Below are 26,712 nucleotides of genomic sequence, written 5' to 3'. Positions count from 1 at the left end.
TGGACCTTCAAAGTGCCTCAGCCAATCCCACAGCATATCCTTGATGCGCTCACCGATGTGGAAATGCCGCATCTGCAACCCGAACCGGAGTTCCCCGACCAGATCGACATTGGCGGCCATAGGTTGCCGCTCTATCGCTGCGAAAGCCTTGTGGTCGGAAGCGGGGCTGCAGGGCTGCGTGCCTCGGTTGAACTCAAGCGCCGCAACGTCGATGTCGCCATTGTCAGCCAAAGCGCCTGGGGGGGCACATCTGCCTGTTCTGGATCTGACAAGCAGACGCTACACACTGCAAATACCGCGGATCAGGGCGACAATTTCAAGGACATGGCTAGGGCCATTCGCGCCGGCGGCGCAATGGATGAAGACACCGCCTATATCGAAGCTGTGGGTTCCGCACGCGCCATGGCCTCTTTGCAGTTTCTGGGCCTGCCTTTGCCGCAAGATCACCTGGGCGGCACTTTGCGCTACAAAACGGACCATGACGAAATTGGCCGCGCAACCAGCTGCGGTCCAAGAACGTCGCGCCTGATGGTTCAGGTCTTGGCGAAAGAGGCGATCCAGCAGAACATTGCCTTCTTTAACCGCACAACAGCGGTCAAACTGCTGACCTCTGGCCAGGGGGATGACCGCAAAGTGCTTGGATTGCTCGCGATCCGCGCCAAGGAGCAATCTGACAGTAACCCATATGGTTTGGTGCTGTTCAAGTTTGAATCCTGCGTGATTGCAGCGGGCGGCCCCGGTGAACTGTACCGAGACAGTGTGTTCCCCAATGGCTGTTTCGGCACTTTAGGCATGGCCTTGGAAAGCGGGCTTGCGCTGACAAACATCACGGAGAGCCAATTTGGGATCGGAACCCGCCGCGAAGGTTTCCCTTGGAACCTGTCCGGCACCTACGTGCAGGTCATCCCACATATCTATTCCGTCGATGACGCAGGCGAAGAACACCATTTCCTGGCCGATTATTACCGCACCACGCAAGAGCTGGCCTCAAACGTGTTCCGCAAGGGCTACCAATGGCCATTCCACGCAACGCGCATGCTGGACTTTGGATCGAGCCTCGTGGATCTGGCGATTTTCCGGGAAAGCCAAAAGGGCCGTCGCGTCTTTATGGATTTCAACCGCAATCCGCTGCCGGTGCCCGGCGATCTGGACTTCAGTCTGGAACGGCTGGATGAGGACGTGCGCACATACCTGGCAAATGCCGGTGCAGACCACAAAATGCCCATCGAGCGCTTGCGCCATATGAACCCGCTCGCGATCGAACTTTATCGTCGCTATAAGATTGATATTGCTGAAGAACCACTCGAGTTTGCGGTAAACAACCAGCATATGAACGGCGGCATCGCTGTCGACACCTGGGGACGCAGCAACATGCCCGGAATCTATGCAATCGGCGAGGCGTCGGGCACCCATGGCGTCACACGTCCGGGTGGTTCGGCGCTGAATGCCGGACAGGTGTTTGGCACCCGCGTTGCCGAACATATCGCCGCCAGCAAGTCATGCACTCCAACGGATGTCGCAGAGCTGGAAGGGTCTGCGACCGAGACTCTTGATCAGATCAAGACCCTATTGCGCCCAGACAGCGCGCTGGATGCAAAATCCGTGCGCGAAGAAGTCCAGGCACGCATGAGCGACTACGCGGGCATTCTCTGTACACAAGAAGAGGTGAAAACCGCCCTTGAGGCAGCCTGCGCATTGAACGCACGCATTCGCGACAATGGGCTGTCCTTTGATCGGCCCAGCGAAATCGCACGCGTCCTCCAATGGCAGCAAATGGCTCTGGCCTCAGAGGCCGTGCTGGCGGCGCTGAATCATTTCATCGCCAATGGCGGCGGAAGCCGAGGCGCCCGCGCCGTGTGTGACCAGGCGGGATCGGCCCTGCCCCAGTCGCGCAGCGGACCGCTGAACGACCTGCGTTTTCGTGTCGAAAATGATGCCGACAAAGAAAAGCAGGTTCTGGTCCGTCTTGAAGGCAATCAGATGATGCTATCCGAACGACTAAACCGGGCATTTGATGAAGACGCAAAGGCGTTTTTCGAACGCGATTGGCCCGCTTGGTTGACAGGCGGCGTCTACGACATCGTCGGAAAAGAAAGTTAAACTGTGTTAGAATTTCAATCCAAGAATGCTCTCTCTATTGGTGAGGCCATGATCGAGATGGCACCTGTTGGCGGTGGCTTGTACCAGCAGGGCTTCGCCGGAGACACCTTCAACACTGTTTGGCATATGGCGCAGCTGCTTGATGGGCAGTCAAAGGTTGGATTTCTCACCAAGGTTGGTCAGGATTCCTTGTCAGATGCCTTTGTTTCGGAACTGCGAAACGACGGTTTGGACGTGGCCATGATCGGCCGCGATCCAGCTCGGACCATGGGCCTCTACATGATCGAGCTTGATGGCGTGGAGCGCAGCTTTCACTATTGGCGCGACAGCTCTGCCGCCCGAGCCCTCGCAGAAGATCCGGCATGGCTAACCTCCCACTTCATGGGCACAGGACTGATCCACTTGAGTGGTATCACGCTGGCTATCCTCAGCGACACAGCACGCGATAACCTTTTGGCAGCCCTCAGCGATGCCCGCACCGCGGGGGCTCGGGTGTCCTTTGATCCAAACATTCGGCCGAGTCTATGGGCGTCAAAGACCGGAATTCAAGAAACCATCGCCATGTTCCTGGAACAATGCGACATTGCCCTGCCCAGCTTTGACGATGAACAGACCCATTGGGGGGATCAAACCCCAGAGGACACGCTTAACCGCTTTGCAGCGGCGGGTCTGACTGAAGTCGTCCTCAAAAATGGCGCAGACTCCGTTGCGGCCTTGGTCAATGGTACTGAGCACCTGATCGCAACGCCCAAGGTTACTGGCTTGCGCGACACCTCCGGCGCAGGCGATGCCTTTAACGCAGGGTATCTGAGCGCGCGTTTGCAGGGTAGCGGTCCGGTTGAGGCAATCCGCCAAGGGCAGTTGGTCGCCGGGGAAGTGATCCAACATTTCGGCGCGCGAATCCCAAAGTCAGAATTAGTGAAGCTCGCCCAAAAATAGCGTTTTCAACCAGTCAGAGTCACACAATTTGCCCCCATTTCCGATTAGGGGGCATTTTTGTTTAAGCGCGCTGCGCAAGTTCCAAAGCTTCTTTGGCATTTGCCGTGATTTGCGCCCAGTTCTCCGAAGCAATGTCAGAGCGCGTGGCAATCCAGCTGCCGCCGACGGCTTTCACCGGCCCGTAGGATAGCCAGTCCTGCATGTTGCCCAGCGACACACCGCCGGTTGGATTAAAGCCAATTCCAGTGTGTAAATGCGGCCCGGCGATGTTTTGCAGCATCTTCAACCCTCCCACAGCCATGGCAGGGAAGAACTTTACCAACTTACAATTGGCGCGCAGGGCCAGCTGCAAATCAGAGGGTGTCATGATGCCCGGGGCAAAGGGCAGCTCCCGCTTAACCGCGTGGGCCAGCACGTCTTTGTCGATACCCGGTGACAATGCAAATTGCGCACCGGCATCGACCGCAGCATCAAGCTGCGCTTCTGCCAACACGGTGCCCGCCCCGACAAACATCTCTGGGCGATGGGTAGTGATCTTCGAAATCGCATTTGCTGCTGCCTCGGTACGGAAAGTGATTTCGGCTATCGGCAGACCGCCAGCGATCAACGCATCTGCAAGTGGCAGTGCGTGATCTGGATCATCCAGCACGATTACTGGGACAACTCCGATTTTGGCAATCTGGTCAAATACACTCATGGTTCGCCTTCTTTCTATTGTCTAGATAGGCCCTGATCCGGTTGGGTAGCGTGTCACACGCCCGTGCAATCATTCCACAGGAGGTTTTGGTTTGGGTTATGCCGCTAGGTAGTGTCCCTGAGAATCAGTTCGACTGGCGTCCGATGTTTCACAACCGGTGCGTTCCCCTGTTCAATCCAATGCACAATGGTCTCTGCGGACCATTTGCCTATGGCATCAATGCCGCAACTGACTGATGAAATTGCCGGATATGCCTGCGCAGCGTCTTCAATATCGTCAAAACCCACGATCAAGAAATCATTGCCCACGGCCCTGCCCGCTTCGCGCATCCCGCTGTTCAATCCAAGGGCAACCAAATCGTTGAAGCAGACTGCGGCATCAAGCTCCGGATGGTTCTGCTGGATGTCCTTGGCTGTCTTGCGCCCGAAATCACGAGTTGAGTCCCCGGTTATAATTGTGGGCTGCAGTCCTTCCCGTTGGATGACTGCCAGATACCCGGACATGCGTTCGTCCGTTACGGCAAATCCTTCTCGCCCGCCGACAAATGCGATGTTTTTGGCACCAGTACGAATCATATGTTCTGTCGCCGCCACACTTCCAACCCTGTAATCTGGCGCTATGAACGGGAACGTCTCAACCCTTTCGTCAACGCGCCGCAAGACCTGCAGTGCCGGCAATTGGGCACGCTCAATTGCATCAAATGTTGCGTCGGTGTCACCATAGGCTGGGCAAATGATGAAAGCAGAAACACCGTGCTCGATCATAGACAGCACGACCTGGTCTTGCAGCTGAGCACTTTCATCGGTGTTGGCGATCACGACCGCATAGCCCTTTTCAGAGAGCGCCATCTGAAGCGACGTCGCAAACTCTGTGAAGAAAGGGTTGCGAAGGTTATTGATCACTAGTCCAATCAAAGCTGCATTGGATTGACGCATATTTGCGGCAGAACGATTGTAGACATAGCCAATCTCCGACATCGCCTGGCGTACCTGTTTCCGCGTTTCATCACGGACGGTCCTGCTGTTCTGCAACACCAAAGAAACAGTGGATTTCGAGACACCCGCTTTCTTGGCAACGTCAATAATTGTGGGTCGTTTTTTCACCATGCGTACTGCTTGGCCTCATCCAAATTTCTAATATTCTAAACGTAGACAGGGCGTTCGCCAATCGAATTGCGCGCTTTAGCCGTCAAACTGATAGTCAAAAACCAGAATGCCGTCGATTCCGCCCACTGCGCAGTCGACGAGCTGCGCGCCAAGAGCCTTATGTGCCCCATTATCTGCATAGGCTTGCAAACCGTCCCAATCCGTAAAGTCTATGACCATCCCATGCATAAAGCCACGCTCCATCATTTCGGGGCTTTCACTGTGCCCGCTGGAATAGCGCAGCATTTGTGGCACCTGAGATTTCACCGTTTCTAGCAAAGAGAAGATTTCAGCCACACGTTCGTCACTAGTCTCCGGTTTGAAATTTATCAGCACGATATGCCTGATCATTTTCACGCTCCCATTTGCATGTCGTTATCTTGTTTGATCATACCTGCAGCCTTTTCACCGATCATGATCGCGGCTGCATTGGTATTTGAGGAAATCACTGTCGGCATGATTGAATTATCGACCACGCGCAGGCCCTCAATTCCGTTCATTCGTAGGCGAATATCGACAACAGCGTTGTCGTCCGCTCCCATTCGGCAGGTACCCGCACAATGGTGCGATGTCTTGGAGTGTTCCGAAATGAAGTCAAAGTAGTCTTGGTCGCTCTTTACATCGGGCCCAGGCAAACGCTCGGCCTTAATGTATTTACTAAGCGGAGATTGGGACAAAATCTCCTGTGTCAACTTCAGGCCCCGTATCGACATTTCGCGATCTGACGGATCTTGCAAATAGTTCGGGTCGATCAGCGGTGCTTTCGCTGGATCAGCACTTTGCAGACGCACCGAGCCACGCGATCTTGGACGCAAATAGCAGGAATTCAGTGTGACCCCGCCCTGCGGCATTGCAGCGACTCCATGTTCGATCCCGGTACCCAGCCCAAGGTGGAATTGAATATCTGGAGAACGAGCGTCTGGATCAGCATACCAAAAGCCTCCCGTTTCAAACAGCGAGGAGGCAACCGGTCCCTTGCGGGTAAAGAGATATTGCAGGCCGGCATAAGCCGCCCAATGTGGTTTCGCATAGCGATCATAGCTAAAGGGTCCGCTCAGTTCACTAATGCAATACAGATCAAGATGGTCCTGCAGATTAGACCCGATCTCGGATTGATCCATCACAACATCGATGTTCAGCGACTGAAGATGGTCCGCTGGACCAATGCCGGATAATTGCAACAGTCGCGGGGAGCCAATGGCGCCGGAACACAGCAGCACTTCGCGATCTGCGTGCAGCTTTGTGCCATCCAGCATCTCGACACCAACAGCGCGGCCAAATTCAACAATGATGCGCCTCACCTGCGCCCCGAGCTTAACGGTCAGGTTTTTACGGTGTTTGTTTGGCGCCACATAGGCCATTGCCGCGGAAGAGCGGCGCACATTTCGTTGATTCAGCTGATAATAGCAAACCCCATCCTGCTGTGCGCCGTTGACATCCATGTTCCGAGGGATGCCAAGCTCTGCAGCGGCTTGAAAATAGGCTTCACAGATTCGCAGCGGTGCACTGGGCTCGCTGACACCAAGCGGGCCGCCTTTGCCATGGTAGCGATTTTCGTAAGTTTCGTTGTCCTCAGCTTTACGGAAGTAGGGCAGGACATCTTCATATCCCCAGCCCTTGCAGCCCATCTGCTGCCAATCGTCATAATCCTGCGCGTTGCCACGGGTATAGACCTGAGCGTTGATGGCCGAACCACCGCCCATAACCTTGGCTTGGGTATACCGGAACACTTTGTTTTGCATATGTTTTTGCGGTACAGTGTCCCATCCCCAGGACCCGATCCCCTTGGTCATCTTCGCAAAACCGGCCGGCAGATGATAAAATGGATGCCGGTCACCGCCACCCGCTTCCAGCAGCAAGACATTGACCGCTGGATCCTCTGACAGACGTCCGGCCAGAACCGACCCGGCAGAACCGCCGCCGATGATGATGAAATCAAAACCCTGAGACATATCACTTTCCTCGATGCGTGCCGCGTGGATGCCAAAGCATTCAAGCAGCCTTTCGTTCTTGATTTATATGGTCGCAGACGCGCAATGCCTGGGCCGCGATGGTCAACGCAGGATTCACCGCCGCTGATGTCGGCAAAAAGCTGGAATCCATAACGAAGAAATTTGGATGATCATGTGCGCGGCAATGCAAGTCGAGCACAGTCTGCATGGGATCGATCCCAAAGCGGGCCGTCCCGCATTGGTGCGAAGGGATACAGTGATCAAAGGCACAGGACAGAACCATTGGATACTCCGCCTTGCGGAAGACCGTTTTGGCGCGTTTCACTAACGCTTCATGCGTGCGCCAATTAGTGCGTTTCCAATCCAGTTTGATCTTACCGTTGGTCACGGTAACGCAGCTGTCAAACTGCGGAAGGTCCTCGCTCATTACATACCAATCCACCGAACGCCGCGCGACTAGCTTGACCATCCAGAGCGGTAGCCCAGATTGCACCGCCAAGATGTTTCCAGAGATCCTTCCCATCAACTGCACGTTGCCCAAAGGGGAATCCTGAGGGCCGCCAGATAGGTAGAAATCGTTGAGTTGCAGCGTCTTTTGGTAGACGGAGGTATTCCGCCGAAACGGATGGATTGCCAAGACCGCCGTGCAATTATGGTTCATGAAATTGCGTCCAACCATGTCCGACCGATTGGCCAGCCCTGTCGGGTGATTTTCATTGGCCGATTGCAACAGCAAAGCCGCGGAATTCGCGGCACCCGCCGCAAGGATAACCTGTTTGGGCGACACGGATTTTGCCACACCGCCCTGCAGATAGGTCACTTTGGAAATGCGACCATCCCTTCCGGCCTCCAAGCCTTGCACCAAACAGCCTGTTACCAAGGTTAGATTTGGGATTTGAAGGGCCTTCGTCAGAGAAATTGTCTGTGCATCATGTTTGGCGCCGGTGGTATCTGGATAGGCGTCCCAAGGCGTGGCGGCACGTTTGGACCAGGCGCCGACATCAATCCCCAAAGGCAGCGACAATGGGGTCACACCGGCGCGCTTAAGGTATCCGCGCACATCAGAAATGCTCGCTTCATCTGCGATCGGCGCATGAGGGTATGATCCGGAGTGCTTAGGCTCCGATGGATCTTGTGACGCATCCCCTGACACCTCAAACAGCTCTTCCGCTTTCTGATACCAAGGCTCTAATTCGTCATAGGAGATCGGCCAGGCCGGAGAGACACCTCCGAGGTGCTGCATCTCTTGAAAATCTTCTGCGCGATACCTGAGCAAAACTGCGCCGTAGAACTTAGAATTCCCACCCACAACGTAGTAGTTACCGGGACTAAACGGCTGGTTGTCTTCATCCAGCCAGGTTTCTTCAGGGCGGAAAACCCCGTCACGGAAAATCGCGATGTCATCTCGCGCAGCGGGGGTGTCCGATAGGGCCTCCCCGCGCTCGAGAATTACGATCCTACGACCTGAAGGGGCAAGCGCTGCCGCAATGGTCGCGCCGCCCATACCTGAGCCGATGATCACGATATCCGCCGGTTGCGACATTAGGAAATACGCTTCTCGGTTTTCGGATCAAAGACAACAGCTTTGTCCATATTGATTGCAAACCGCACATCGTCTCCTGGACGCACCTGCACGTCAGCACGCATCCGCGCGTTGCATTCTGTGCCGCCAAGCGTAGTGGTCACAAAAGTGTCGGACCCGGCCGGTTCCGTCACCAGTACACGGCTGTCAAACTCAACAACGTTGGCTGCGTCACGATCTGCCCCACCTGGATCGGTCAGAGCCTCTGGGCGCACGCCCAGAGTGACTGTTTGACCAGCATAGGACTTCAGCTCTGCAGAGGCGTTCAGGAACGGTAGCAGAATTGTTTTCCCGTGACCGTTTGTAGTCTGGGCAGCAATGCCCTGATCGGTTTCAACAATCTTGACGGAGACCAGGTTCATCGATGGCGAGCCCATAAACGTGGCGACAAACAGGTTTGCCGGCGTGTCATAGATCTCTTTCGGGGTGCCAAGCTGCTGAACATAGCCGCCGTTCATCACCGCAATCCGTGTCGAAAGCGTCAGTGCCTCGATTTGGTCGTGTGTCACGTAGACAATGGTTGTGCCCAGTTTCTGGTGCAGCTTTTTGATCTCTGTGCGCATATCCACGCGCAGCTTGGCATCCAGGTTGGATAACGGTTCGTCAAAAAGGAACACATCCGGATCACGCACCAGCGCGCGGCCCATGGCAACGCGTTGACGTTGACCACCTGACAGCTGGCCCGGTTTGCGATCAAGCAGAGGTTCGATCTGCAACAGCTTAGCCACCTCGGCCATGGCCTTTTCACGCTCAGGCTTCGGCACGCCATGCATTTCCAGGCCGAAGGTGATGTTCTGGCCAACCGACATGTTCGGATAAAGCGCGTAGGATTGGAACACCATGGCAATGTTGCGATTGGACGGGTGCACCCCGTTCATTGCGTTGCCCTTGATGGCGATCTGGCCGGTGGTGATGTCCTCAAGCCCTGCAATCATGTTTAAGAGCGTGGATTTACCACACCCAGATGGGCCTACCAGTACGAGGAATTCACCTTCTTCAACCTGAATGTCGACGTTGTGTAGAACCTCAACAGAGCCGTAGGATTTTGTGGCGTTATTGATGTCAAGAAAGCCCATGGGTTTCTCCTAAATATTAAGTTACGGGCACAGCCCATGGATGAACATTGGCCCACCCTCGGTTGGCGGGCCAAACGATATCACAGCGCTAAAAGAATGGACTCTGCCAGAAGGGCAGCTCCTTCTTCTGCTGAAACGTCGCTGTTAAAGAATTCGGTGATCGCATCAGTGGCCGCCCCGACGATCGCTGCAGGCGCAGCGTGGGTTCCTGCAAAGGTCGGCACAGCCTGACCAGCCAGGTCGGTTTCAGCCAAATCAGAGGCTGTCGCCTGAGCGCAGCTGTCCAAAGCTGACAGATCAAGATCCTTGCGTGCTGGGATCGCCCCCTTCGACTGATTGAAGGAAATCTGCACTGCCGGATCCATAATCGCTGCCGCAAGCGTTTCTTGACCGGCTTTGCGATCCGCATCTTTCTGATCAAAGAAGGAAAGCGAGTTCACTAGGTAAACGAAGCCATCACCAACTTTCTTTGGAACTGGAATACAGGCAAAGTCATCCCCTGCGGCAAGACCTGCATTGGTGAACTCACCTTTGGCCCAGTCGCCCATGATCTGCATGGCTGCCTGCCCATTGATGACCATTGCCGTGGCGAGGTTCCAATCGCGGCCAGGTGCATTTTCATCGACCATTGCACGCAGTTCTGCCAATTGCTTGAATACCGCGACCATAGTGTCAGATCGCAAGCTTTCTTCTTTTAGCTCCACAAGCGCTGACTTGTAAAAGTCAGCCCCTCCGACCCCAAGCGCAACGGCTTCAAACATATAGACTTCTTGCCAGGCCTGTCCCCCGTGTGCGAGAGGAAGGATTCCCGCCTCCAGAAACTTAGGCGCCAGGGCGTTAAATTCGGTCCACGTCTTTGGGAAGTCTGCGCCGATTGCATCAAAGGCTAATTTGCTTGCCCAGATCATGTCGGTGCGATGCACATTAGTAGGAGCAGAGACGTAGTGACCTTCGATTTTCGTGAAATCCTTCACGGCCTGTGGCAGTGCGGCATCCCAACCGTTCGCGGCCGCTACGGCATCCACGTCACCTAGCAGGCCTTCTTTTGACCAGTCGATGATATTCTGCCCCAGCATCAGCATTGCGGTTGGCGGATTACCCGCCGCAATGCGTGCCTGAAGAACAGTTTTGGCATTGTCGCCACCGCCACCTGCGACCGGAGCGTCCTCCCATTCTACGCCAGCTTCGATGACCTTTTGGCGCACGGCGGACAGCGCGGCCGCTTCGCCACCCGATGTCCAGAAGTGCATCACCTCGACGCTTGGCTCGGCGATCGCCGTATGAACGGAAAGCAGTGCAGACGTCGTTACCGTTCCAACCAGGATTTTGCTCATGGTATTTTTAAAGATTTTCAAGTTTCTCTCCTCCTAAAAACGTTTCCCTAACCTTTTACCGATCCAGCCATCAGACCGCGGACGAAGTAGCGACCCGCGACAATGTAGACGAGCAAGGTGGGCAAAGCCGCAAGAATGGCCCCGGCAAAGTGCACGTTGTACTGTTTGACCCCATGCGAGGAGTTCACCAGATTATTCAGCGCGACCGTCATGGGTTGACTGTCCAGATCGGCAAAGGATGCGCCAAACAGGAAGTCATTCCAGATGTTTGTGAACTGCCAAATGACGCTCACAACGATGATTGGGCCGGAACTTGGCAGCAAGATGCGCTGGAAGATGCGGAAAAAACCCGCGCCATCAATCTGCGCCGCTCGGATCAGCTCGGTCGGGAAAACTTGATAGTAGTTCTTGAAGTAGAGCGTGGTGAAGCCAAGACCAAAGATGACGTGGACAAAAACCAGACCCGGGGTGGAACCCGCCATGCCAGTCAGACCCAGAACGCGTGCCATAGGGATCAGAACGATCTGGAACGGAATGAAGCAGGCAAACAGCATGAAGCCGAAGGTCATCGTGTCATATTTGAACCGCCATTTTGTTAAAACATAGCCGTTCAGCGCCCCCAGAATGGTCGAGATCGCAACCGCTGGCACCACCATCTTGATGGAGTTCCAGAAGTACGGACGCAGGCCGGTTGGCTCAACGCCGATCTGGGCTGTGGCCCAGGCTTCGCGCCAAGGTTCAAAGGTCCAGACTTTTGGCAATGCCATCATATTACCGCCGGTGATTTCAGACAGCGGTTTTACCGAGTTCACCACCATCACGCCGAAGGGCAACAGATAGAACAGCGCAAAAAGCAGAAGGACAAGATAGAGGAAAGTGCGGGTGATGCGTCCAGTGCGGATCGCAGTATCAGAGCTTGCGACAGCCATTATTTCTTCTCCCGCAATTCAGAGTACAGGTAAGGCACCATGATCGCGACGATGGTCAGCAGCATGATCACAGCAGAGCTGGCACCGATGCCCATTTGGTTGCGGGTAAAGGTGTAAGAATACATGAATGTGGCCGGAACTTCCGTAGCACGCCCAGGACCGCCGCCTGTCAACGCGACCACAAGGTCATAGGACTTGATCGCTAGGTGACTGAGGATCACAAAGGCCGACAGAAAAGCGGGGCGCAGCTGCGGAATGATGATGCGACGATAAAGTTGGAAGTTGCTCGCGCCATCCATCTGGGCCGCTTTCAGCATCTCGTTGTCGATGCCACGCAAACCAGCGAGGAACATAGCCATCACAAATCCCGAAGATTGCCAAACCGCTGCCAATACGACGGTGTAAATCGCGAAGTCACGGTTCTTGATCCAGTCGAAGCTAAAGCTCTCCCAGCCCCAGAGATGCATGGTGTGTTCAAGGCCGATGCCCGGATCCAGGAACCATTTCCACGCTGTACCGGTCACGATGAAGCTCAGCGCCATCGGATAGAGGTAGATAGGGCGCAGGATGCTTTCACCGCGAATTTTCTGATCCAAAAAGATCGCGAGCAGCAGACCAATGACGGTACAGAATATAATATAAAGACTTGAGAATACGACCAAATTGCTGACGGCAATATCCCAATGGCGCAGTCGGAAAAGCTTATCGTAGTTTTCAAACCCCACCCAACCATAGCTTGGCAAGATTCGACTGTCGGTGAAGCTAAGATAAACCGAGAAAAAGATGAAACCGTAAACAAAAACAATGATCAGAGCCAAGGACGGTGACAGCACCAGCTTTGGAATCCAGCTTTGAAGTCGGGTTCGAAAATCGGGCTTTGTTGCCGCCGAGCGTCTGACAGCAGGATCGGTGATCTGCATTGTCATAGCATCCCCCTCATAGGTTGGTATTTCTGGTAGTTGGGGCCATTAGGCCCCAAACCAGTGTAGTGTCATTTTGCGATGGAAACCGCGTCGACCAGCTCTTCCGCTGCAGTTCCGGCATCAAACTCACCATTGAAGTGAGCTGTCACAACGTCATAAATCGCGTTTTTGATGCCGGCAGGCGCTGCGTGGCCATGCGCCATGGAACCAAACAGGTTGCCAGTGTGCGCTGCGGCGGCCAGATCTGCGATCGCTTTCTTACCGCAGGCATCAAACGCCTCGTCGCTCACGTCGGTCCGCGCAGGCGCAGAACCTTTCACCACGTTGAACGCCGACTGGAAAGACGGCGACAGAATCGCGCTCGCCAGAGAAGCTTGTTCAGATGAAACATCGCCGCCTTGGTCAAACAGAGCAAATTGGTCCGCGTTGAAGGTCACCTGATCCGCCGTGCCAGGGAAACGGAAGCAGAGAAAGTCTTCACCAGGAACCTTGCCGGCGTTGATGAACTCACCCTTCGCCCAATCGCCCATCAGCTGGAACGCAGCGTCGCCGTTGATAACCATGGCAGTTGCCAGGTTCCAATCACGACCAGAGAAGTTTTCGTCAACGTTTGCACGGATCACGTCCATGCGACGGAAGGCTTCAACCATGGTGTCAGATCCAAGGGCACCTTCGTCCAGATCGACGAAAGCAGACTTGTAGAAGTCCGGACCACCGGTGGACATGGCGATGGCATCAAATACGGTGGCTTCCTGCCATGCCTGACCGCCATGCGCGATTGGCGTTACGCCAGCCGCAGACAGGGTCGCCAGCGCCGCTTCGAACTCTTCCCAAGTGGTTGGAACAGCGATGCCATTGGCGTCCAAAACAGATTTGTTGGCCCAGACCCAGTTTGTGGAGTGCACGTTCACCGGCGCAGAAACCCACTTGCCGTCGTGTTTGGCAAAGGCTTGCAGAGCTTCTGGAACTACCGCGTCCCAGCCTTCGGCTTCGGCCACAGCGTTCAGGTCAGCCAAGGCGCCTTCGCCTGCCCAATCCAGGATGTCAAAACCCAGCATTTGAACGGCAGTTGGGGCGTTGCCAGCTGTGACGCGCGCACGCAGCACGGTCATGGCGCTTTCGCCACCGCCGCCAGCAACAGGCATGTCGTTCCAGCCGATGCCCTGACCTTCCAGGTCTTGCTTCAGAACGTTCAGAGCGGAAGCTTCGCCGCCTGAAGTCCACCAGTGCAGAACTTCAACGTCCCCGGCAGCTGCCACGTTTGCGGACATGCCGCCAATGACCAAAGCGGTCGATATTTTCAGGATTGTCTTACGCATGGTATCCTCCCAGTTTGCGTTAATTTTGATCCGTCGTTGCGGATCAAATCCAGTTTGCGCGCGTGCGGCCAATCCGCATTTGTACGGTCTTCACCTCAAGGAACTCTTCGAGCCCATAGCGACCCAACTCGCGGCCTTGGCCGCTTTCTTTCACGCCGCCGAACGGCATTTCAGGGTAGCCATCCATCCAGGTGTTGGTCCAAACGGTGCCAGCCTGAACGCGGCGGCTAAACTCCAGACAGGTATGGATATTTTCGCTCCAGACCCCGGCGGAAAGTCCGTAAGAGGCGCCATTGGCCAGATCGAGCGCCTGATCCATGGTTTTGAAGGTCAAAACCGACAGAACCGGGCCAAAGACTTCTTCGCGGGCGATGGGCATATCGGGGGTCAGATTGCTGACCACAGTTGGCGCAAAGAAGGCGCCATCCATGCCATCAACCGACAGTGGTGCGCCACCAATTTCAACCTTGGCACCTGCGGCAACGGCGTCTTCAACGTAGCTGCTGATTTTGTCGAAATGACTTTGGTGAATGATCGCGCCCACCTTGGTGTCAGGGTTCAATGGATCCCCAAACGGCACTTCGCGGCTTAGCTCAACAACGCGACGTGTGACCTCTTCGGCGATGTCTTCATGCACGATAATCCGCGATCCAGAGTTACAGCACTCGCCCGCGTTGAAGTAGATGCCAAAGACAATCGCGTCGATCGCGCTGTCCAGATCAGCATCCGGGAACAGAACCTGAGGGTTCTTACCGCCCAGTTCAGAAGACACTTTTTTCAAAGTATCCGCGGTGGCTTTTTCAATGGCTTTACCGACGGCCGTTGACCCAGTGAAGCTGACCATATCGACATCTTCATGTGTGGTCATGATGCTGCCGACCGGATCGCCAAACCCTTGAACGATATTCACCACGCCGGCAGGAATGCCAGCCTCGATCAGTAGCTCACCGAGGATGGCGGTTGTCGAAGGGGTCAATTCCGATGGTTTCACAACCGCTGTGCAACCCGCTGCCAAAGCATAGGGCAGTTTCTGACTGACAATCAGGAAGGGAAAATTCCATGGACAAATGATGGAGACAACGCCGATAGGTTCTTTCAGAACCACACCCAGCATATCCTTACCCAGAGTGTTATGGCTGTCGCCATGCAGAGTCCGCGCCAGCGACGCCGCATAACGCCATAGATCCGCAGCCCCTTCGATTTCACCTTCGGCCTGTGAAATCGGCTTGCCACTTTCCAGGACTTCCAAACGCGCGATCCGGCCGCGGTTTTCGTCAATCATATCAGCGACTTTCAACAAGATTGTGGCACGGTCTTTGCCAGAAAGATCGGACCATAGGCCAGCATCAAAAGCTTTACGTGCGGCGGCGATGGCAGCTTCTGTTTCTGCGGCACCGCCTTTGGCGATGCGCGACACCAATGTGCCATGGGCCGGTGATTGGCGCTCAAATGTGGCCCCGTCTGCGCTGTCGATCCAAACGCCATCAACCAAATGGCGCACTTCATTCAGCGCATCATCTGGTGACTGGCTGGCGGCAATAAGGGTGTAATCGTGAGCAGTCATGTTATTTTCCCGAGAAATCTGGAGAGCGTTTTTCCGAGAAGGCGGCGACGCCTTCGGATTTGTCGTCAGAGGTGGCAATCAGGCCACCGCCAAGCGCTTCGATCAGTGCAGCGCTGTCTTCTCCGGCGCCGGCATGGATCATATTTTTGCTGATTTCGGTCGCGCGTGGAGAAAGTTTCGCCGCGTTCGCGGCGATGTCCAGCGCAACAGACATCGGATCATCTACCACCTCGGAGACCAACCCAAGCTGATGGGCACGATCAGCGGACAGCTGGCGACCAAACAACGCCATTTCTTTAATCACCCCTTCGGGGATCAAGCGTTGCAGCCGTTGCGTGCCGGACCAACCAGGCACCACGCCAACCTGCGCTTCGGGCAGAGCAATGCGGGCCTTCGGCGCCATCACGCGAATGTCGCAGGCGGTGGCCAGTTCCAGGCCACCCCCAAAGGCATGACCATTCAAAACGGCAATTGTTGGTTTAGAAAGGCGGGCGAGACGATCAAAAATACGATGACCGTCCCGCACCCAGGAGCGCGCAAAACGCGCGGGAGGTAACTTGGCCCAGGCAGCGATATCTGCCCCAACACAAAATGCTTTTGGATGGTCGCCCGAAATCAGCACAACGCGCACATCCGCGTCCACATCCAACGCATCGCAATGGGCTGCAAGCTGCGCAAGCATATCGGGCGTCAATGCGTTCAGTTTGGTCGGATTAGACACCAGAAGCGTTGCGATTGCGCCTTCGATTTTCAGATCAATGCGGCTCATAGCGCCAACCCCATCGGGGCCTCCTGCAACAGCGCCTTGGACATCACCGTTGCGTTTTCCGCAACCTGCACGCAGCCATTGGATGCGGCCACGATGTCCTGCGCCGGATCAATTCCTGGCATGATTTCAAAAGCTTCCAGACCTTGATCCGTCAAACGCATGGCACAGCGTTCGGTGATATAGATCACCTCTTGACCCAGCTCCAAAGCGCGTTGGCCTGAAAAAGTCACATGTTCGACCTGCTCCACCATCTTGGTGAACTTGCCTGGCTGGCTGATTGTCAGACCCTCTTCGGTGATGTCCAGTTTGGCACCAGCTTCGAAATAGCCCGAGAATACGATTTTCTTGGCATTGGCGACGATATCGACAAAGCCACCGCACCCGGCGGTCAGGTAAGGTTTTTTACCGAGCTTGGAAACATTCACATTCCCTTCCACGTCTACTTCGAGGAACGACAAGAACGTGACGTCAAACCCACCGCCTTGGAAATAGGTGAACTGCTGAGGCGACGGCACATAAGCATCTGCATTGGACGCGCAGCCAAAGGCAAAGCCTGTCAATGGGACACCGCCCACGGCGCCTTGTTCAATCGCCCAGGTCACCGCCTGCGCCTGTTCTTCTTCGATCAAAATACGCGGCACTTGCGCGGAAATGCCAAAGCCCAGGTTGGCCGTCTGACCTGCTTTCAGCTCCAGCGCGGCACGGCGTGCCAACACTTTCTCAACAGAGAGCTCCGGAATGGAAAACCCATTGAGAGGGCGCATGATCTCACCTGAAATCGCGGGGTCATTTTGTGTTTCTGTGGTCTGTTTCTGGTCGGGATCAATCACAATCAAATCCACCAGATGGCCCGGCACACGCACGTCATGTGGATTCAAACTGCCGCGGTTGGTGACACGTTTGACCTGTGCAATCACCAGACCACCATGATTGCGCACAGCGATGGCCTGTTCCAGCCCTCCAAGATAGGCCCCTTCATGTTCATAGGTCAGGTTGCCGTGTTCATCCGCAGTGGTCGCCCGCAGGATGGCCACATTGGGTACAATATTGGGGAAATGCAGCCAGGTCTCGCCCGCAAGCTCCTGACGGAACACAATCGGCGCTTCCGCGGCTTTTTCATTCATGGCACAGCCTTCGCGGATCGGGTCCGCAAAGGTCTCCATGCCCACCTGGGTCAACACACCCGGGCGGCGGGCAGCGACGTCGCGGTGCATATCAAACATGATGCCAGACGGCACATTGTAGGCCGCAATTCGGTTTTCAACGATCATCTTCCAAATTTCAGGCATTTCCTTGGAGGACGGTCCCGACGGGTAGCTGCCAGCCAACACGCGGCTCAGCAGACCGTCTTTGGCAATATGATCAATGCCCTTGATGCCATACATGTCGCCTGCCGCAATCGGATGCAGCGTGGTCAGATTGCGGGGTTCACCCGTTGCGTCAAACCGCTCCCCCAGGGCTTGCAGAACCAGGTCGGGGCAGCCCAATCCCGAAGAAGAGGACACAGAGACAACCTGCCCGTCTTCAATCCGGGTAACCGCGTCAGATGCAGAGACAACTTTTGACATGATCACACTCCGCAATAGTCAACTTTGGTGGCTTGGCCAGAGACCGCTGCCTGTTTCACGGCTTCGGCCACGGCCAAAGATTTCACACCATCCACGCCCGTGGCGGATGGTTGGCCTTTGCCATCGATCGCCGCAGCAAACTGCGCCATCGTGCGGTCATACAGAGCGTACCCACCCTGAGCGCCGATTGCGCCAATCATACGTTCAGCAGCAATCTTGCTGGCTCCGATCAATCCCCAATACATCCAGCGAATCCTTTTGGAACGTTCCATTCTCCACAAAATACATATGGAACGTTCCATTAGTCAATGGCATATGGGCATGGGGCGAAGTATTTGGGAAAACTCGCCCAACTGGCCGAGGTTGCTGATCCCTTCCTTCCCGAAGGCGTAGTGGCACACGAGGCTTATTCTGCTGAGCTTCGGAAAAACCATGGTAGAAAATCCGGGTTTTGGGGGCGGGTTGGGTAGACCGGGTTTTTCATCCAAGACGGTTTGATCACGGTTTGCACCGGATATTTGGGGTCACTCCGTCACAGCAGAAATTCATCCGAATATGCTGTCAATATCAGATGTAGAGCCCTTGCTGCGTGTTCTGACCAAAAGCTCTAGTTCGAGGGCTGCCAGCAGGGCCAGGATCGTGTCGAGCTTTGTTCCACCCCGCCCGGCCTCAACTTTCGATATCATTTCCTGCCAAACACCGCTGCGTGTGTCGAGATCGGCCTGCGTCAAGTTTTTCTCTAGACGAGCCTGACGGATCGCATGTCCAAGATCTCGGGGAATTCGAACGAAGTTCTTCAAGCCTGCCTCCAGCGCCGCCGCCTATGATGCCTAGATCATAAACTCTCCATATGGTCTAAGGATCATAAACGTAGCAGTCTAGCCCACGACAACTTACGCTGCAGCGTAATTTTCCTATTCTTGCGCTGTAGCGTAAATTTCACACCAGTTCTACTTTTTGCCCTATGCCAGTTGCTCCTACCGAGGGGTTGTTCCATGGCCCGTTGACTTTCAGAAAAACATACCTCTATTTCTGACAAGGAGTCGAACATGATTACGTCAAACATAAAGCAACGCATCATCGGAAAAGGTCGCGGCGCAATCTTTGCGCCGACCGATTTTCTCGACATCGGATCCCGCGCAAGCGTAGATCAGGCCTTGTCACGCCTTGCTGATCAGGGTGTGATCCGGCGACTGGCGCGGGGGCTGTATGACTACCCGAAGAAGAGCCCGCGCTTCGGGTTTCTGTCGCCTTCCGCCGATGACATCGCAAAGGCTGTTGCTCGAAAGTACGGTCCGATCTTGCAACCTTCTCCTTCGATGGCTGCCAATCAGCTGGGCCTTTCCACTCAGGTACCATCCAAGCCGACCTATATGACCTACGGCCCGACCCGCACCAAGAAAGTTGGACGGCAAGTTATCCAGTTCCGCAAGGCATCCCCCAAAACATTGGTCAGCGCAGGACATAAGACTGGGGTTATCTTCCAGGCGTTGCGTTATGTCGGCAAAGACCGTGTGGACAGCCAAATCGTCGACCGCCTTTCACGCGCACTGGACGACAATGATCTGAAGCTCTTGGAAAAGCAAAGCAGGCACCTACCTGCATGGATGCATCCTATAGTGCGACAGATTGTAGAGCATAAATGAATGTGGATCATTTGGTCGACGACCGATTACTCCTTAAAGACCAGCTTTGCAGGGAGCTCCACTTGCACCAGTCTCTGAACGCCTACCTCCTGAACAGCTCGATATATTCGTTGAAAACAAACAGTCGATTTCGGCGTTGCCCCGTAACTTCAACCAAAACACCGTGACTGACCATATCGGTTATCAGCGCGGATGCGGTATTGCCGGTAGCCCCAATGATTTCGGCCACCATTTTCACATCCACAACAGGACGCGCGTACAGGTGCCGTATCAGCGCCTGCGCGTTGTCTTGTCGGCGCGCGCTGAACCGAGGCAGTACATCTCGTTCGATCCGTTCCTTGATTGCCAAAATAGACCGGAATACGTCTGCTGAAGCGCGTGCTGTTTCTTCAACGCCATGGAGAAAAAACACCAGCCATTCCCGCAAGTGATTGCCCTGGCGCACGGCCATCAAGTGATCCACATACGCGGTCTTGTTACGTTCAAAATAGTCCGACAGATACAGCGCTGGCCGCACTAGCAACCCCTCTGACGCAAGATATAGCGATATCAGCAAGCGCCCCAGACGCCCGTTACCGTCCAAAAACGGGTGAATTGTCTCAAACTGGTAGTGCCCAATGGCAATTCGCACCAGTGGATGCACAAACAGATGGGCAGCGTGCAAAAATGCTTCCAGATCACCCATCAGATCTGGAACATGGTCATGATGCGGCGGCACAAACACGGCGTTTTTCAAGCTGACCCCGATCCAGTTCTGACTGGTGCGAAACTGTCCAGGCTGTTTCTGCTGACCACGTACTCCAGAAAGCAATATTTCATGCGTTTGACGCAGCAATCGGTTCGACAATGGTAACTCGTCTAGGGCTTCAATCGCAAAGTTGATCGCTTGGATATAGTTTTGCACCTCGGCCCAGTCGTCGCGCTCTTCTGGGTTCAGGTCATCAGCATCCTTGAATGCATCTTCGATGTTGGTTTGAGTACCTTCGATCCGGCTGGATTGGGTGGCCTCCTTTGCGACATACATGCGAATGAAGAACTCGATATCGGGGATCAGCTGTGCAAAGGCGTTCAACTCTCCCAGGGCACGGTCAGCGCGACCTAGGAGTTCTGACAGTTCGGGGTCAGCTACAACCCATTCATGACAAATGGTTTCTGGCAGAAATACCTTATATTCGTACTGATATTCAAGTTGACCAGATTTGAAGTTCGCGATGTCCATATCTGAGAAAACACTCTACTTTCTACGTTACTGGAACCCTTATCTCAATTTCTGCGCTTGCCGCAACCACAACCTCAGAAACACCTGCACTTTTTGAGATATAGACTTCCCAATCTCAAATTTCGCAACAACTCTCATGCCTGCAGCCCCGCAGCGCGCACCTGCTCAGGCGTCACTAGCTTTGATGCGATCAAATCCTCGATCTGCCGGTTGGTGATGTGGCGGCACAGGGGATGCTGCTCGTGGATCCACTCGGCGAGACTCGCACGGCCCTTGGCTTCGGCCGCTCGCGCCTTCTCTCGGTCCGCCTGTACCTGGGCAAGCCCCTTCTCCCAACGCCGCATCTTGAACCAGTTGTCCGAGAAACAGACCTTGCTGCGCGTGTAGCCTTCGCTTTCCTTGGCGTACGCTGTGACCGCTTGCTTCAGATCAAAGACGGGGCATGTATGAAGTTTCGTCAAGCGAGTTTGCCTCGCGCGCGATGAAGGCGGGTTTTGCGGTCGTTCCAATGGGTGATTATCTAGATATTCTCGGCAGGCCAGAGATAAGTTGGAAGATGTATCGACTAGATCGAACTCCCAACAATAAGTTCAGTGATGACTGATCCTTTCGTACAAAAGGAGGCGCAGGAAAATTTGCCGCCGAACGTCGTAGCGCATGCTCCAATCGACGCCCCAGCCGTTTCAGTCAATTTAGAATAATCTCTCAGGAAGCATTCCGGCAATTACACTGAATCTGGCGTAGAAAGCTGCAACTGCTGTACCGGACCTAGAAAATGCTCGCAGAAAATATGATCTACCGACCATAAGCCGGAAATATGATCCGCGGATCATACGGTATGAAAGGTAGTCGCCCGACATCGTATGCCAACAGCAATGGCTTCTTCACGCAAAGGCAATGACAACGAGACGGGCATGGCGTGTTGGGTCCAGCCGCGCCCTTTGCGTGTCCGTCGAAGTGCTTCGCCGATCTGCTCTGCCGCTCGAGCTGTGAGGTCCATGATACAGCTCTTTTTACGGCTTAGCGTAAATCAAAACAAATTACGCTGCAGCGTAAATATTTGAACTTTACGCCACATCCAAAGGTCACACTCATGCGCGCGCTAAATCCGCTTCCTCGTGCTCGAAGGCTGTCGTCATCTCTTTGATCTCCCTCTCCGGAGCACCCAAGACACGTGCAACGTCACGCCAAGCCATAGTCGCCTCGGCCACCTCTGCAATTATTCGATCGGCCTCCTGGATTTCGAGAAGATAGGATTCATGTTGTGCGCGGTGCAGGTCGATACTGGCATCCGGATTGTCGTCGTCGACATAGCTCTTGAGCACGCGTGGTTGGTTCGGCACAGGATTGATGTCGTAGGCCGGTGAGAGGTGCCAGCCACCCCGCCCACGCAGAAATCCATGATTGCGCATATGGTCATCAAGATTCGTGACGAGAATGGAAAAGGCAACCCGCCGGTAGAGCTCTTCGCGGTCTTGGTCGGGAGTGACGCTTTCCGACGTGATAATATCTGCCAGGTCCAAATAGCTGTAGCTTTCGCCATCTCGACCACCCAGCATCGCCATGGCCGAAATGAACGGGATCCTGCCGTCATCGTTCCGGTCAAACCGATGGGACAAGAAAACCGGCTTATCGCCCGCCATCTCAACCGTGTGATCCGAAACCGTAATCCCAGCGCGCCTTGCCAGCTCCAAAGCAATGGCTTCCCAGCGTTCCACGCAATAGGTGTCCGTCTCTTTCGGGAACTTCGCAACAGAAAGACGACCGTGTTGGTCAAGAATGCTCGCCTTTGGTCGTGCGCCTCCCAGGGAACTTCCCGGAGCAAACAGCATTTTGAGATCCTCAGTGGTCTCTTCCCCTCGAAGAACGCGCTGAGAGGCGTGGAGCAAATCCCCGAGGCTAACGAGCGCAGGCACTCCTATGCCCTCACGCGCTTGAAACTCGTCATCGACCTTGAAGCGCAGTGCACCCAAACGGGTCTCGTCATTTACCCCAAGCAGGTAATCTGTCTCTTGCAGAGTTCTCGGACGTCGCCCCTCGGCCTCTGCCATGCGGCCCTCAAAGCGACGCATCACTGTTCTACCCCAGGTGTCAGGGGCAGAATCCCCCAGCGGGGCTAGCATGTCCTGCCCTGCCTCAGGCACGAACTGCCCTTTGACGAGAGGCATACTCGGCGAAAGCCCAAAAGCATTTTCGTCGCCAAGCCAATCGTCATGATAGGTAAAGGACACCCGCTCTCTGCCCCGCCCAGCTGTGCGGTGTAGCGTGCCGACCCGCTTCAACCCTTTCCAGTCGATCCAGACCTCAACCATTTTTCAGTCTCGCACGCTGAGGCAGGTCATCCAGCGCCATCTGTTCACCAACCGGGTCATCAAGATCCCCCCAACCTTTCAGGAGGCCAAGCGCCTGCAACACTGCCACGTAGGTGCCGATCTTAACTGCGGGATTCCCGTTTTCGATCTTGGCGATGGTCTGCCGCGTTGTTCCAGCGCGCTGCGCGACAATCTCAGCAGTGAGCCTTCGACGCAGGCGCGCAATGCGAATGTTCTCACCAAGCGTCATGAGTTCCTTACGCGCCGCCCGGGGCATTTTGATCGGAACAGCCATAATGAATTCTCCAGGAAACACAAAACATTACTACGTTACACTGAGAGAACATTAACGTCAACGCACGGTATCTAAGACCACAGGCTACTCACCCAAACGAAAATCAGACCTTATGTTATCTCAAGAGAACATTGAGCATCTTAAGGTTACCTCTACGAGGCACTACCGAGCCAAACCATAGTGGATGTACGCTCACTTCACCAATCTCACACAACGCATCCGTTCGCGCGAAGAAATTTCCATGCCTTCTTTCGGAAGTCACGCCTGCAGTCCCGCAGCGCGCACCTGCTCGGGAGTTACCAGCTTTGACGCAATCAAGTCCTCGATCTGCCGGTTGGTGATGTGGCGGCACAGGGGATGGCGCTCGTGGATCCACTCTGCGAGGCTCGCGCGGCCTTTGGCTTCGGCTTCTCGCGCCTTCTCGTGGTCCGCCTTTACTTGGGCGAGCCCTTTTTTCCAACGTCGCATCTTGAACCAATTGTCCGAGAAACAGACCTTGCTGCGCGTGTAGCCCTCGCTTTCCTTCGCATAGGCTTTGACCGCCTGAAGCAGGTCATCGGGCTTCACCCCCGCAATCACAGCCACTGCGATCAGGCGCAAAGTAGTTCGCCGGTCTCGGATCCTGTCTTCGGGATAGGCTGCTAGGATCTTTTTAAGTTCAAGATCTTCAACCTCCGCCGCCGCCTCGCGCTTGCGCGTAGGTGGTTTATGGATGGTTTTAGGATGGTTTGGGGTCCACCGTGAACCCCGTACCCCGTTCACTGTGGTCCCCGTACCGGGTTCAGGCTGGACGGGGTTCACAGTGGCCCCCGTCTCAATCTCGGGCTCCGCCGTGGGTTCCAGCGCGGTCACGCGCTCCAGAACGATGCGGTAAATGACGGTGTAGCCGTTCTTGCAGTGCCGCCGCCCTGTCTCGATCAAGATGCCTTCTCGGAGAAAGTCGATGATGGTGCGCTTGACAGTGCTCTCGCTTAGTTCCGTATGGCGTTGGATCGTCCCCTTGGAGCACCAGATACCCGAACCGTCGTCGCTCGCCTTGTCGGCCAAGAACATGATGATCTGCTTGCGCGCGGCGCTGCCAAAGCGGCGCTCGGCGCATTCGTTTGCGATGCGCCAGCTCATTGGATCACCTCACCGGTCAGAGGTCGCGAAAAAGTCGACTGAGCGTTTGCGGTGCGCCGCTGGCCCATGCTAATATGGTCCGAAAGCTGACAGGCTTTTTCTATTTGGCCCCGGTTCACAGTTGCCGCTGTGACGGGGCCTTTTTCGTTTTGAACTGGCGAATTTGGCTTTGAAACTTTCGCTTTTTGTTCACTTTTTGTCAGGGGGTGTTTTGCACCCTTAAGCCGTTGGTTTTGCAAGCTCTCTTTCTGGATTGCAAATCCGTGTACACCGGTTCGATTCCGGTACTCGCCTCCACATAAATCATGCAAGACACTGTTTTATAATGATATTTTTTCCGGCGAGCGGAGCGGGACGCCACCCACCCACCCAACCGGATGAAATTTACGTAAGAACACTTTTCACTTAGTTAAGGCTCCTACCGTGTTATCGAATGTTCAGGTGTGAATCGGAATTCAGTACTGGCTCTGCCTCCGAATTGATACGCCTTGATGATTATGATGCCTCAGCGAGGCGCGCCAAAAGCAGATCAATATTCGCGCGGCCATACATCTGGAGTTGTAGTAACGTATTCAGTAGATTGGTTTTGCCCTCAGTCAGCCCATTCGGCCAAAGATCCTACAAAAGAGCTTCAACGGTGGTTTTGTCACTTCAAAAGGCCCTCGCCGACAGACGCAGTTTTACTGTCTTTGGCCGCATCCGGACAAGCAGCAATTCTCCTTCGACCGCGTTGCGCACCATGTCTGTTAACTGACCTTCCAATACCCGAGTCACTGCTAGTTTCAGCAACCCACTCCGATCCGCGCACCATCTGGAGTTGATTTGGTTCTGGACAACCAATTTAGATCCAGTCCTTGGGATCTCCCTCTGTTCGGTGATCCTTTGGAACATGGGCTTCCAGACCGCCCTTCTCTTTTGCTCTAGCCACTACCGAAGCATGTATCCTTGCTCCAACAGGCACAATTCTGGGTCTTTCCTTTGTCATCCCTATCCTGGACATGCCATCACGTTTCGTTGGCAAGGGGACATACTCCAAAACCTTCCAGGCAAGATTCATGGAGGTATGTCGGTCGGCAAGTGCATCTGGTTGCGAGTACGGCTTCTCTGGGTTCGTACCCAGAACAATTCGGTTCACAGTTTGGGAAACAAACTCGAGCCCTATTTCCCTTGCCTCTTCGATCATCCACTGAAGCGGAATCTTCGCCAGGCCTGACTGATCCTCTTTGTACCCACCTCCAACATCTCCGTGAGATCCATTAAACCAAACTTCTAAAGCGTCCTGTGGAACGGCTTTATCCGTGGCAAAGGGATTCTGATGATAAACCTGATCATTCGGCCAGAGGAGTGCTCGAAACATCCTCCTCCGTTCATCTAAAGCAACAGCGTGGCGCACGCTCTCAACTCCAGGGTTTCTAGAGGTTGAAGCATGGTGTTTGAGTTGCGGCAAAATTCCAGGGCCGGGTTCAATAACCGATGCTACAGTATCGAAGAGACCCAGAAACCTCACTGGCGGACGATCTGTGGCCAATATCCTTTCGTAGAGCCGGACTTCTGCGAATTGATCGTCGTCAGCACTCTCTCCAATCCGCTTGTAAGCTCGATAGGCATAGTCGACGAGGTTTAGGTTCCGAGGTTTAATCAAACCAATCGTGTAGATGAAACCGGCCAATATCCGCGCCGTATACGCGCCACGTGAGAAACCGAAGAGATAGATACGATCACGCTCGCCATCGCCGGCTTTGCCGTCGCTGTAATTCTCGACAAGGAACCGATAGGCTTCCTTAACGTTGTGATCGATGCCGGCCCCAGTTGCCATGCCCCATAATTCCGAAGCTTTTTGAACGCGACGTGACCACGTTCCTTGAGCACCCATCGTTCCAACACCTGGGTCGTAGTAGACGAGTTGGGTCTCGCTCTTTCGAAGGCATCCGTAGAGGCGCAGTATGTTAGTGCGCTGTGACGTGATCCCGTTTGAGGTGCCGTCCAGCAATATCACGATGTTTTTCGGCATGTTCTCTGCCTACACTGTTTCTTCAATACGCTGCCGGAAGCCTTCCATCCATGCAATGACCATGGCCGAGTAAGGTGCGCTTTCGTCACACATATCAATAAGTTCGGCCACGATCGCATCTCCGAACCCGTCGAGCTGCACTCCAGCGCTGTTTATTGTCCGTCGTCAAAGTTTTTGGAACCAAAAGCGGCGTGAACTAAGAGAGTGTTC

Annotated in this window: 26 protein-coding genes; 4 read left to right on the top strand and 22 right to left on the bottom strand. The window is 54.7% G+C overall.

The features are described from left to right. Positions 1–12: 12 nt before the first annotated feature. Positions 13–2,100, top strand: a complete 2,088-nt coding sequence (locus MK208_RS20325) for an FAD-binding protein (protein WP_294119541.1) — start codon at positions 13–15, stop codon at positions 2,098–2,100. A 3-nt stretch (positions 2,101–2,103) separates the two neighbouring features. Then, positions 2,104–3,039: a sugar kinase gene (locus tag MK208_RS20320; RefSeq protein ID WP_294119540.1), complete on the top strand. Its 936-nt coding sequence runs from the start codon at positions 2,104–2,106 to the stop codon at positions 3,037–3,039. Positions 3,040–3,100: 61 nt separating this feature from the next. Here the strand turns inward: MK208_RS20320 and eda are convergent, their stop codons facing one another. The 14 genes from eda to MK208_RS20250 form a co-directional block, all read right to left on the bottom strand. Then, positions 3,101–3,736: a bifunctional 4-hydroxy-2-oxoglutarate aldolase/2-dehydro-3-deoxy-phosphogluconate aldolase gene (gene eda, locus MK208_RS20315; RefSeq protein ID WP_294119539.1), complete on the bottom strand. Its 636-nt coding sequence runs from the start codon at positions 3,734–3,736 to the stop codon at positions 3,101–3,103. A gap of 104 nt (positions 3,737–3,840) precedes the next feature. Beyond that, positions 3,841–4,842, bottom strand: a complete 1,002-nt coding sequence (locus MK208_RS20310) for a LacI family DNA-binding transcriptional regulator (RefSeq protein WP_294119538.1) — start codon at positions 4,840–4,842, stop codon at positions 3,841–3,843. Positions 4,843–4,917: 75 nt separating this feature from the next. After that, the gene (locus MK208_RS20305; RefSeq protein WP_294119537.1) at positions 4,918–5,232 is read right to left on the bottom strand and encodes a Dabb family protein; all 315 of its coding nucleotides are present in this window, start codon (positions 5,230–5,232) and stop codon (positions 4,918–4,920) included. Positions 5,233–5,234: 2 nt separating this feature from the next. Next, positions 5,235–6,833 (bottom strand): GMC family oxidoreductase N-terminal domain-containing protein, encoded by a 1,599-nt coding sequence (locus tag MK208_RS20300; protein ID WP_294119536.1) that lies wholly within the window; start codon positions 6,831–6,833, stop codon positions 5,235–5,237. A gap of 40 nt (positions 6,834–6,873) precedes the next feature. After that, positions 6,874–8,376: a GMC family oxidoreductase gene (locus tag MK208_RS20295; protein ID WP_294119535.1), complete on the bottom strand. Its 1,503-nt coding sequence runs from the start codon at positions 8,374–8,376 to the stop codon at positions 6,874–6,876. Next, entirely contained in the window at positions 8,376–9,491 is a 1,116-nt protein-coding gene (gene ugpC / locus MK208_RS20290; RefSeq protein ID WP_294119533.1) for a sn-glycerol-3-phosphate ABC transporter ATP-binding protein UgpC, read from the bottom strand. The genes MK208_RS20295 and ugpC overlap by 1 nt, the downstream gene beginning before the upstream one ends. An 80-nt stretch (positions 9,492–9,571) precedes the next feature. Beyond that, complete coding sequence (locus MK208_RS20285) at positions 9,572–10,846, bottom strand: ABC transporter substrate-binding protein (RefSeq protein WP_294119532.1); 1,275 nt, start codon at positions 10,844–10,846, stop codon at positions 9,572–9,574. Positions 10,847–10,872: 26 nt separating this feature from the next. Continuing rightward, positions 10,873–11,754 (bottom strand): carbohydrate ABC transporter permease, encoded by an 882-nt coding sequence (locus tag MK208_RS20280; protein ID WP_294119531.1) that lies wholly within the window; start codon positions 11,752–11,754, stop codon positions 10,873–10,875. Beyond that, on the bottom strand, positions 11,754–12,680 hold the full coding sequence (locus MK208_RS20275; protein ID WP_294119530.1) for a sugar ABC transporter permease: 927 nt from the start codon (positions 12,678–12,680) through the stop codon (positions 11,754–11,756). The genes MK208_RS20280 and MK208_RS20275 overlap by 1 nt, the downstream gene beginning before the upstream one ends. Positions 12,681–12,745: 65 nt before the next feature. Then, positions 12,746–13,996 carry an ABC transporter substrate-binding protein gene (locus MK208_RS20270; RefSeq protein ID WP_294119529.1) on the bottom strand — a complete coding sequence of 417 codons (1,251 nt, stop codon included), beginning with the start codon at positions 13,994–13,996 and terminating at the stop codon, positions 12,746–12,748. 43 nt (positions 13,997–14,039) lie between these two features. Further along, positions 14,040–15,560, bottom strand: a complete 1,521-nt coding sequence (locus MK208_RS20265) for an aldehyde dehydrogenase family protein (protein WP_294119528.1) — start codon at positions 15,558–15,560, stop codon at positions 14,040–14,042. A gap of 1 nt (position 15,561) precedes the next feature. Further along, positions 15,562–16,329, bottom strand: coding sequence for an enoyl-CoA hydratase/isomerase family protein (locus MK208_RS20260; protein ID WP_294119527.1), 768 nt, complete (start codon positions 16,327–16,329; stop codon positions 15,562–15,564). Next, positions 16,326–17,897 carry a CoA-transferase gene (locus MK208_RS20255; RefSeq protein WP_294119526.1) on the bottom strand — a complete coding sequence of 524 codons (1,572 nt, stop codon included), beginning with the start codon at positions 17,895–17,897 and terminating at the stop codon, positions 16,326–16,328. The genes MK208_RS20260 and MK208_RS20255 overlap by 4 nt, the downstream gene beginning before the upstream one ends. 2 nt (positions 17,898–17,899) lie before the next feature. Then, positions 17,900–18,142, bottom strand: a complete 243-nt coding sequence (locus tag MK208_RS20250) for a hypothetical protein (RefSeq protein WP_294119525.1) — start codon at positions 18,140–18,142, stop codon at positions 17,900–17,902. Between the two features lie 63 nt (positions 18,143–18,205). On the opposite strand from MK208_RS20250, the gene MK208_RS21120 reads away from it, so the two are divergent. Continuing rightward, positions 18,206–18,367: a DUF6880 family protein gene (locus tag MK208_RS21120; protein WP_366011491.1), complete on the top strand. Its 162-nt coding sequence runs from the start codon at positions 18,206–18,208 to the stop codon at positions 18,365–18,367. A 75-nt stretch (positions 18,368–18,442) separates the two neighbouring features. Here the strand turns inward: MK208_RS21120 and MK208_RS20245 are convergent, their stop codons facing one another. Further along, positions 18,443–18,697 (bottom strand): helix-turn-helix transcriptional regulator, encoded by a 255-nt coding sequence (locus MK208_RS20245; protein WP_294119524.1) that lies wholly within the window; start codon positions 18,695–18,697, stop codon positions 18,443–18,445. 249 nt (positions 18,698–18,946) lie between these two features. On the opposite strand from MK208_RS20245, the gene MK208_RS20240 reads away from it, so the two are divergent. After that, positions 18,947–19,543 carry a DUF6088 family protein gene (locus MK208_RS20240; protein ID WP_294119523.1) on the top strand — a complete coding sequence of 199 codons (597 nt, stop codon included), beginning with the start codon at positions 18,947–18,949 and terminating at the stop codon, positions 19,541–19,543. 82 nt (positions 19,544–19,625) lie between these two features. On the opposite strand, the gene MK208_RS20235 is transcribed toward MK208_RS20240, so the two are convergent. From MK208_RS20235 to MK208_RS20205, 7 genes are all read right to left on the bottom strand, one after another. Continuing rightward, positions 19,626–20,762: a Fic family protein gene (locus MK208_RS20235; RefSeq protein WP_294119521.1), complete on the bottom strand. Its 1,137-nt coding sequence runs from the start codon at positions 20,760–20,762 to the stop codon at positions 19,626–19,628. 134 nt (positions 20,763–20,896) lie between these two features. Continuing rightward, on the bottom strand, positions 20,897–21,223 hold the full coding sequence (locus MK208_RS20230; RefSeq protein ID WP_294119520.1) for a hypothetical protein: 327 nt from the start codon (positions 21,221–21,223) through the stop codon (positions 20,897–20,899). Between the two features lie 368 nt (positions 21,224–21,591). Next, on the bottom strand, positions 21,592–21,762 hold the full coding sequence (locus tag MK208_RS20225) for a hypothetical protein (protein ID WP_294119519.1): 171 nt from the start codon (positions 21,760–21,762) through the stop codon (positions 21,592–21,594). 91 nt (positions 21,763–21,853) lie between these two features. Then, positions 21,854–23,074, bottom strand: coding sequence for a type II toxin-antitoxin system HipA family toxin (locus tag MK208_RS20220; RefSeq protein ID WP_294119518.1), 1,221 nt, complete (start codon positions 23,072–23,074; stop codon positions 21,854–21,856). Beyond that, positions 23,067–23,369 (bottom strand): helix-turn-helix domain-containing protein, encoded by a 303-nt coding sequence (locus MK208_RS20215; protein WP_294119517.1) that lies wholly within the window; start codon positions 23,367–23,369, stop codon positions 23,067–23,069. Before MK208_RS20215 ends, MK208_RS20220 begins: the two co-directional genes overlap by 8 nt. 258 nt (positions 23,370–23,627) lie before the next feature. Next, the gene (locus tag MK208_RS20210) at positions 23,628–24,491 is read right to left on the bottom strand and encodes a hypothetical protein (RefSeq protein WP_294119516.1); all 864 of its coding nucleotides are present in this window, start codon (positions 24,489–24,491) and stop codon (positions 23,628–23,630) included. 841 nt (positions 24,492–25,332) lie between these two features. Beyond that, positions 25,333–26,502: a DUF2235 domain-containing protein gene (locus MK208_RS20205; RefSeq protein WP_294119515.1), complete on the bottom strand. Its 1,170-nt coding sequence runs from the start codon at positions 26,500–26,502 to the stop codon at positions 25,333–25,335. Positions 26,503–26,712 lie beyond the last annotated feature (210 nt).

Source organism: Shimia sp. (assembly GCF_022448905.1).
Lineage (GTDB): Bacteria > Pseudomonadota > Alphaproteobacteria > Rhodobacterales > Rhodobacteraceae > Shimia.
The sequence above is the reverse complement of the archived record's forward strand: the minus strand, read 5'-3'. Positions and strand labels throughout refer to the sequence as shown.

What these genes read in the sequence shown, in the direction of transcription:
- eda (WP_294119539.1), bottom strand. Translation starts at nt 3,736, where the DNA reads ATGAGTGTATTTGACCAGATTGCCAAAATCGGAGTTGTCCCAGTAATC.
- MK208_RS20310 (WP_294119538.1), bottom strand. Translation starts at nt 4,842, where the DNA reads ATGGTGAAAAAACGACCCACAATTATTGACGTTGCCAAGAAAGCGGGT.
- MK208_RS20305 (WP_294119537.1), bottom strand. Translation starts at nt 5,232, where the DNA reads ATGATCAGGCATATCGTGCTGATAAATTTCAAACCGGAGACTAGTGAC.
- MK208_RS20300 (WP_294119536.1), bottom strand. Translation starts at nt 6,833, where the DNA reads ATGTCTCAGGGTTTTGATTTCATCATCATCGGCGGCGGTTCTGCCGGG.
- MK208_RS20295 (WP_294119535.1), bottom strand. Translation starts at nt 8,376, where the DNA reads ATGTCGCAACCGGCGGATATCGTGATCATCGGCTCAGGTATGGGCGGC.
- ugpC (WP_294119533.1), bottom strand. Translation starts at nt 9,491, where the DNA reads ATGGGCTTTCTTGACATCAATAACGCCACAAAATCCTACGGCTCTGTT.
- MK208_RS20280 (WP_294119531.1), bottom strand. Translation starts at nt 11,754, where the DNA reads ATGGCTGTCGCAAGCTCTGATACTGCGATCCGCACTGGACGCATCACC.
- MK208_RS20275 (WP_294119530.1), bottom strand. Translation starts at nt 12,680, where the DNA reads ATGACAATGCAGATCACCGATCCTGCTGTCAGACGCTCGGCGGCAACA.
- MK208_RS20270 (WP_294119529.1), bottom strand. Translation starts at nt 13,996, where the DNA reads ATGCGTAAGACAATCCTGAAAATATCGACCGCTTTGGTCATTGGCGGC.
- MK208_RS20265 (WP_294119528.1), bottom strand. Translation starts at nt 15,560, where the DNA reads ATGACTGCTCACGATTACACCCTTATTGCCGCCAGCCAGTCACCAGAT.
- MK208_RS20260 (WP_294119527.1), bottom strand. Translation starts at nt 16,329, where the DNA reads ATGAGCCGCATTGATCTGAAAATCGAAGGCGCAATCGCAACGCTTCTG.
- MK208_RS20255 (WP_294119526.1), bottom strand. Translation starts at nt 17,897, where the DNA reads ATGTCAAAAGTTGTCTCTGCATCTGACGCGGTTACCCGGATTGAAGAC.
- MK208_RS20250 (WP_294119525.1), bottom strand. Translation starts at nt 18,142, where the DNA reads ATGTATTGGGGATTGATCGGAGCCAGCAAGATTGCTGCTGAACGTATG.
- MK208_RS21120 (WP_366011491.1), top strand. Translation starts at nt 18,206, where the DNA reads ATGGCATATGGGCATGGGGCGAAGTATTTGGGAAAACTCGCCCAACTG.
- MK208_RS20240 (WP_294119523.1), top strand. Translation starts at nt 18,947, where the DNA reads ATGATTACGTCAAACATAAAGCAACGCATCATCGGAAAAGGTCGCGGC.
- MK208_RS20235 (WP_294119521.1), bottom strand. Translation starts at nt 20,762, where the DNA reads ATGGACATCGCGAACTTCAAATCTGGTCAACTTGAATATCAGTACGAA.
- MK208_RS20225 (WP_294119519.1), bottom strand. Translation starts at nt 21,762, where the DNA reads ATGGACCTCACAGCTCGAGCGGCAGAGCAGATCGGCGAAGCACTTCGA.
- MK208_RS20220 (WP_294119518.1), bottom strand. Translation starts at nt 23,074, where the DNA reads ATGGTTGAGGTCTGGATCGACTGGAAAGGGTTGAAGCGGGTCGGCACG.
- MK208_RS20215 (WP_294119517.1), bottom strand. Translation starts at nt 23,369, where the DNA reads ATGGCTGTTCCGATCAAAATGCCCCGGGCGGCGCGTAAGGAACTCATG.
- MK208_RS20210 (WP_294119516.1), bottom strand. Translation starts at nt 24,491, where the DNA reads ATGAGCTGGCGCATCGCAAACGAATGCGCCGAGCGCCGCTTTGGCAGC.
- MK208_RS20205 (WP_294119515.1), bottom strand. Translation starts at nt 26,502, where the DNA reads ATGCCGAAAAACATCGTGATATTGCTGGACGGCACCTCAAACGGGATC.